The organism is bacterium endosymbiont of Bathymodiolus sp. 5 South (assembly GCF_900128535.1).
GTDB lineage: Bacteria > Pseudomonadota > Gammaproteobacteria > PS1 > Pseudothioglobaceae > Thiodubiliella.
Window position 1 is genome coordinate 1 of the sequence record NZ_FQTR01000091.1, and the last position, 7,613, is coordinate 7,613.

The 7,613-nt window shown below is 35.4% G+C and carries 2 protein-coding genes; one reads left to right on the forward strand and one right to left on the reverse strand.

Translation table 11 applies throughout. The annotated features are described in order from the left end of the window. Positions 1–230 precede the first annotated feature (230 nt). Positions 231–1,925: a ShlB/FhaC/HecB family hemolysin secretion/activation protein gene (locus BBROOKSOX_RS07975; RefSeq protein ID WP_180323917.1), complete on the forward strand. Its 1,695-nt coding sequence runs from the start codon at positions 231–233 to the stop codon at positions 1,923–1,925. Between the two features lie 175 nt (positions 1,926–2,100). On the opposite strand, the gene BBROOKSOX_RS07980 is transcribed toward BBROOKSOX_RS07975, so the two are convergent. Next, positions 2,101–7,613: C80 family cysteine peptidase (locus BBROOKSOX_RS07980; protein ID WP_139660775.1), on the reverse strand; the 5,513-nt coding region annotated here is incomplete at its 5' end.

Sequence of the window (7,613 nt, forward strand, 5' to 3'; positions counted from 1 at the left end):
TGACAAGTTTTTCCGAATTGGTAATTTTATGAAATATAGTCATAGCAAAGCTATGGCTGTGTTTTATAAAATTGTCAAGTTGGCGAAAAATGGCGTTTTGATGATTATTCATATTTATGCAAAGGTCTCATACTATTTTAAAAAAACCTTTGCGTAAAACATGAACACTTCCACCCTCTTATCGTTTCGCAGGTTTATTCAAATATTTGTATGTTTTAATGGAATTATCTGTGATTAAAAAACCTTATAATAAGTATAACTTATTAAAATCCCTTGCACTAATTGCACTGCTTCACGCCTCTAATTTATATGCAATAACTTTAGAACAAGGCATGGAAGAAAACCTTAAATTAGATAGACAAAATGCCAATACTCAAAGGTTAACAAAGATAACAAAATTCTTAAAGAAACTCAAACCCCCTTCAAAGATAAGTGGCAAATTTAAAAAAGAAGAAAAATGTGTTGATATTCACACAATCAATGTCCAAGGGGTATCTCTTATTGACAATAAAACCATCAATGCCACTGTTGAGCCTTTTACAAATAAATGCTTAGGCAGGATGAATATCAATAATATTATGAAGTTATTAAATCAACTTTACTTTAATCGCGGCTACACCACCGCCAGAACTTACCTTCCCAAACAAAAAACAAGCCAAGGTATTTTAAAACTGACAATAATAGAGGGGAAAATTAATAAATTATCATCTAATAACAAAAACTTATATTTAAATAATTTATTTTCTGATAAATCAGAAAGTTATTTAAACATAAGAAACTTAGAACAAGGAACAGATCAAATTAACAGATTGGAAGGCTATCAATCAAAAGTTGATATTAAACCCACCAGTAAAATAGGCTATAGCGATGTTGTTATAAAAAGTACCCATAAAAAGAATGTTTATTTTAGATCAGGATTTGACAATAGTGGTTCAAAAAGCACAGGGACAATTATGGCTAATATTGGTACATCAATAAACAATCTTACTGGTATTAACGATCAATTAATGATTGATTTGAAATCCAATTCAAAACCAGATGAAGATAAAAAATTAAACAGAACCATATCACTTTCATACGATGTTCCGTATATTGACTGGAATTTTGGCGCTCGCTTAAATGAAACCAAAAATATCTCTCTTATAAACAATATACTTATAAACAATCAATCTGTTGCAACTCAATTGAGAAATATTAATAGCAATATAGAAATATATGCCAAAAAAAATATATACAGAGATGAAAGCCAGAAAATATCATTCAATATATCTTGGCATAAAAAAAATAAAGTTTCTCAGGTTAGCAAAGTCAATATAGAGGTTAGTACCTACACTAGAAGTCATCTTGCAGCAGGCATTAACTTATCTAAAAAAACAAAAAAAAATAGTTCCTATTCGCTAGATTTCAAAATTAAACAAGGACTGAACACAAAGGTTGTATTTCATAACGATAGTGGAGAAATCACCCCCGCACCTAAGAACTTTCCAAAGAAGTACTTTACAATATATAAAATAGGAGGCTCTTATAATACCATGTTAGCAAATAAGATAAATCTAAAGCTAGCATTTGACTCTCAATACTCTGATGATATTTTATTTGGCGGGGAAATGTTTCAAATAGGCGGCGCTGGATCCGTTAGAGGACATAGTAATATAGCCATATCAGGGGCTAAAGGCGCCTACTTTCGATCAACCTTTACTTTCGCAGAGCTTTCAAAAAATATCCCATTGAATCCTCAGTTTTATGTCTTATACGATATTGGGTATATTGCCCTAGGTCCAAGAACTGATGGAGGTAGACTTGATGGCAAGGGCGTTGGCGTTAAACTCAACATATTCAACCAGAAGTTATCACTTGAATATGGTGAAAATTACAGACGAAAACGCGATCACGCTTTTAGCATCAGTTTTAACGCTTCTTTTTAACGACTGGGAAATTTTTCCAGCAACACCCCGCATTTATCCAGAAAGATAAACTTAATCTTAAGATCACCAGGGCAAAGCTTAAAAAATTTCCAAGTAGCTGAAAAATAGATGTCTAGTGATTGTTCCTATTTATCGGTTACACATTACAAAAGCATTCCATTGCATTTACCCTCTTCTATCTCTTTGTTTTATTTATATTCCTAATTTGATTATGCAACATCACTTTATACCTATCCATCTCTTTGCTCATTGCTGATATTTTTTTTGTAAAGTCGCCTATTTCATTCTTAAACTTTTTATTTATATGCAAAATTTCTTGTTTTCTCTCGTCTTCATCAAAAATTTTACTAAGCGTATTTGTTTCTTCTTCTAGTTTCCGTAAAATCCCTTGATGTCTTTTAATTAAATTGTGGTAAGCAATGCCTATCTCATCGTACAACCGATCAGACGAAAGAACATTATATCTGAGAGTATTTTGAGATCGAAAAACAGTGTGCATCTGTTTTATTTCCTTTATTAAATCATCTAACAATAAATCATGTCTTATTAATCCTTCTTCATTTAAGCGTTTATTACTTATACTAGGCTTCTCTTGCTTGTGTGTTATTCCTTTATCTTCCGAACTTCGTATTTCTTCAGCGCTTACTTTTTGAACCTTTTGTATTTTATGGAGAATTGGAGAGAAAGGGGGGTGCTCTATACTTAGCTGCACCACACTCTCTTTAAATTTTTCAGCATCATATATCATTTCTAACGGTGCTTTCATCTTGGTTATAAATTCAATAATTTCTTCTAAATGATGGGCTCTTTTATGAAAAGCTGCTGTAGTTTTCTTTTCTTGTTCTTGCGCTAGCTTAAAATTTTTCTGTCGTATTCCCATGGGATCAAAATCTTTCTGTAACATCAATATTCTTTGAATTTCTACCATTTCCAATGATGACTCTGCTTGCATTGTTGTTTCCAGTATGCCCATAGATTCCAACACATTCTTAAGGTCTTGTTCCGCAACACTTATAAAATTATGGTTATGCTCTACAGTCTTAATATCCTTCTCGTTAGCTGCTTTTATTTCTAATATGGTTTTAGTAAAAGCTAATCTGGTAAGATTTTTCAAAACATTGTCTACACCGCCTTTGACTGAGGAAAGTTCATGTATTCTCTTGGTAGACTCTTGTATTTCGATTTGAGCTTTTCTGCGCAGTAACCACATATTAATAACAGTTTTTTCCCATTCATGTCCTAACTTGTTAGTGAATTTTACTGCAATTCTTATGTTGCTAATAATTGTTTGATGAAGTCTTAATGTATTTATCACAACTGCTTCAAGCCTTTCTCTCTCCTTGTTGTCAATATTAACCTGTTTTACACTCCTTTTTGATTTATAAGATCTCGTCTGTTTTGGTTTTGACTTACTTGGCTCAATGTTTGAAGCATTTACTTCGTAAAGCATTAAATAATTTTTTAGCCTGGTGCTTAAATCATCAGGTAGTTCCAGGAATGTTTCCATGTCTTCCATTATAAATTTGGCTGATTTTTGTTTGGCTTCTTGACTTTCCTCCCTCTTTCGTCTTTCTTTCTCTTCTTCCTTATCAAAAGATTTTTGTATTACTTCTGCCATGGCATTATTCATGCGATTTTCTTCTGCAACACTCTCCAATTCCGCTTTCTTTTTCCGCTCTTCTTTTTCTTTATCCCTTTTAAATGCTTGCTCTAGTTTATGCATTTTTGACTTAAACCCTGCTGATTGTTGCGTATCGTCAATTTTCCATACAAATGAATGGCGCCATTCCCTTTGTTTTTCCTTATACACCTCATTTTCTTTTTGTTGTTTCTTTTGATCGTCAGATTCCTTCTGTTGCTGAGCCTTAAGTTGCTCTGAGGTTTTGTTGTGCTGATGTTCAAGACTGTCTTCAACTGGAATATCATCCCCTATTTCTTCTCTTAAAGATGAGGCGAGATTGTTAACGGCGGTATCACAATCAGATCCCTTGCAATGTGTTATTTTAATTTTTTTCAAAATAGGGGTGTCTACTGAGCCTGCCCCTTGCTCAATAGGTGCTATCTTGGTCAAAATATCAGTCAGTTCCTTAGCGTTTCTACCTTCTATCACTCTGGCAGAGTCTTGTATGGTGCTACGCCCAATTATATTAACCTCATACTCACCCGTTAACTCTTTGACATTTCCTTCTACAGAATGTTGCACACCCTCATCATCCTCTTTAACAACATAAACTTTACCTGAGGTATCTAATGCTATTCTCTTGCGTGTGGATACTACTGCTTCGTCACTACCCATTTGAACAAGAACAATTTCTCTATTTAAGGTGAGCGGATCCTCTGGGGATGCCGCTGGACTTGCTTTGCCTGATTGTACTGTAATGTTAAACTGTTCAAGTAATAGGCTTTTGGGCAACTTCAAGTGTTTTGCTATATTGAATAGATTTTCATGAGATACATGGATATGGGCTTTACCTGAAAGAGGCCCTGCACCAAAAACCCTCTCCTCTTGTGTGTCTGAATCAAACAATGTGACCTTAGCATGAGATCCGCCGAATTTAATCCCTGCACCCTGCTTGTATAAAAACCTCATCATAACATGTGATTTTATTGGGGTATATCTTTGAAAAGTGTCATTCTTATAATCAACAATATCATCCAATTTAATCCTTTCTTCTTCTTGTTTGTGTGTTGCGCGCTGTTTGGCTTGTTTCTCTTCTCGACTTAACCTATGCAAGTGACCTGACACTTCATTCATTTTCTCCCTTAGTTCGTCTATTTTGTCCTCTGCACTACGCAAGCCTTGTGTTTTTCGGGCTGTCTCTAACGCTTGTTGTTTTATTTCATGATCTGCTGTTAACGCTAACCATTCTTCCTTTAAGCGCTCTACTTTTTGGGTTCTATCTAATACTGCTTGGTGTGTCAATCCTTGCTCTTGTTTTGCTTGTTGTCCCTCTATTTGTTTTTGTTTTATTTTTTCATTAACTTGATTCAAATTTTTATTTTCGGTATCGACTGTTGCTGTTATTTTTTGTAATTTCTCACTTGCCTGATTCAATTCTTTTTCTGCTTCTGTTGCATTTTGTCTGTTTGTCTTTGCTGCGTCTCGCACCTCTTTGAGCTTGTTGTATAAAACTTCTAACCCATCTGCACTTGCGCCTGTGTTTGCTTTTTTTGTCGTTTTTTTGCTTGTCTTTGCTTTATTATGTGATTTCTGCAGTGTGTTTACTTCCTTATCTGATTTATCTTTTGCATTTTTCGCTGTGTCATTTGCATGTTGTTTTTGTTGCATCTCTTTTTCTGCTTTTATTCTCTCATTTTTGAGCACTTGGATTGTTTCTGCTATTTTGTTTGCCGTTTGCTCTAATTCTTGATTTTCTTGAAGGTTGCTTTGTATTTTTTTATTTGCCGCTTCTTCTGCCTCTTGTACTGACCTTAGTTCTTGTTGTGCTTGCTCTAGTTCTTTTGTTGTTTGTGATACTTTGTCTCTTGTGATTTGTGCTGCTTGTGTTTCTGATGTTATATTGCTTAAAGCCTGTTCTCTTACTTCTTTCATCTTTGTTAGCTCATCTGTTAGCTCATCAAGCAAATCTGCTGAGTTTTTGAATGCTTGTTCGAATGTATCAGTATTGTTTTCAGGTGCCATGCTTGGCTCACCATCAGCCACAATTTTTGGATTACCGTCTTTATCAACATTGACTCTGCCTTTGTAACCTATGATATCAACCAAAGCGTTAAACCGTACTTTCACCTCCTGAACCAAACTTGATTGCCCATTGAGGCAACTATCGCTATAGCAGCTCATTAAGAAGACTGTTATTAATTCTGCTGTTTGTGGGATGAATCTTTGGATAATCTCTACTACTTCACCACTATTAAGACCTTCTAATTTGTTAATGCCGTCTACTTGCTCGCCGTGTCCTATTACCTGAACTTCTAAATTGCCTGTTAAATTGCCGACTTGACCTTGGGTAATTTCTAATTTTCCTTTATTTTTTTTGACAACAACGACTTTGTCAGTGGTGTATTGTTTGTTTTGTTTGGCTGCTATTTTCTTTTGCATGTCGTTGGCGGTTTGATCGTTTGCTATTTGGATGATTAAACTGGAATCGTATTTGGATGTACTAGGCTGTTGTTGAGGCTCTATATCTATTGTCTTTTCTTGGCTGGATTCATTTTTCTCTTGCTTAGAGTTAGGGCTGCTAAGAGCGTCTTCTTCTTTGGGTGCATTTTCTTTGGCACTATCATCAGTCTTAGCATCAATTCTGTTGTCATAGACTGTTGTTTCTTCTTGATCAGACTTGTTTTCGCTTTTCTCTTGTTCTTTCTTTTGCTTAGTGCTAGAACCCCCTAGGGCATCCTCTCCTTCTGGGACATTTTCTTTAGTACTACCATCAGTCCCAACATTAACCCTACTGTCAAAGCCTTCTACTTCTACATTCTTCAGTATTTGCTTAAAATCGTCAACTAGGCTTCTGCCTGAAGCGCCACAAGTACCACTAAAGCAACTCATTAGTGAAACTTTGGCAAGTTCTGCGTGGGACATCTCTAATGATTTTAAGTCTTGTGCTATTTGTTCGCCGTTTCTGCCTCCTAGTCTTCTAACGCCACTCTCATCTTCATACCCATGTCCTATGATGTTGACTTTGTATTCGCCCTTTATATCTTTAATGTCGCCTTTAGCGATGACCAGTTCTCCGTTTACTCTTTTAATGACGACAATATCTTTTTTGTTGTATTTTTTTTGTAATTTTTTGACTAGATTTTTTCTTGCGGTATTGGCAATTTTATCGTCTGATTCTTGAATGATAATGCGGCCTTCGTATTTGGTGGCAGGGTTTAAATCTGATAAATATTTTGGTAATAAACTGATTTTGTTGCCAAATGCTTTTTCCATGTCAGATTTTTGACCCACAACCAAGACTGGGTCATTCATTAACTCGTCTCTGCTTTTGACCCATACTGCGTATTCAGGGGCGGCGTTCTTGTTTTTACGATTAGTGAATTCAAGCATTTTAATTGCCTCCTTTGACACCAAAGCAATGCTTCTGTTTGGATTAGGGTATTGATAAGCAGGATATGCGTTTGCATTGTGCATTGAATACTCATCCCCAGCTTTATATAGCAAGGTATGTGCAGCCCCGACTAAAAAAACTGACGGCCCCTTTAATTGCATTCTTTCACGCTCTCGAACATGATCTCTCCAATTATTCCTAGCAAAAAATCTGAAGTTCTTCCTTCGTACTAACATGGATAGGTATGAGGTTACTTTTGTCAATTCTTCCCGGTCTTTTCTTTTTAAATGTGGAAATTTATTCCCAAAATCATTTCTTAAATCTTCCATATTGCCACTAAGAAATTCATGACCAAAACGCATAGATGTGTCTTCCGATGTATCTTCCATAAGAACATTAGAAAGCTCATCAACATCAGTAAGTATATTTACGAGTAACTTCCTTCCTTTTGCGGTGTCATGGTTCTCACCTATCCAGAGATTTTCTAATTCTCCGTCATGTATACTGTTCCTTATCCCGCCTATTCCTTGCTTCCAAGAAATTGTTTTAACTTTTCGTGGTATTTGTGATATTCCAGAGGTGCTAGGTTTCTCAAACCCCCATGCGTCTGTTGTTTCTTCCTGATCAGACTCGTTTTTGCTTTTCTTTTGTTCTTTCTTTTGCTTGGAACTAGAAG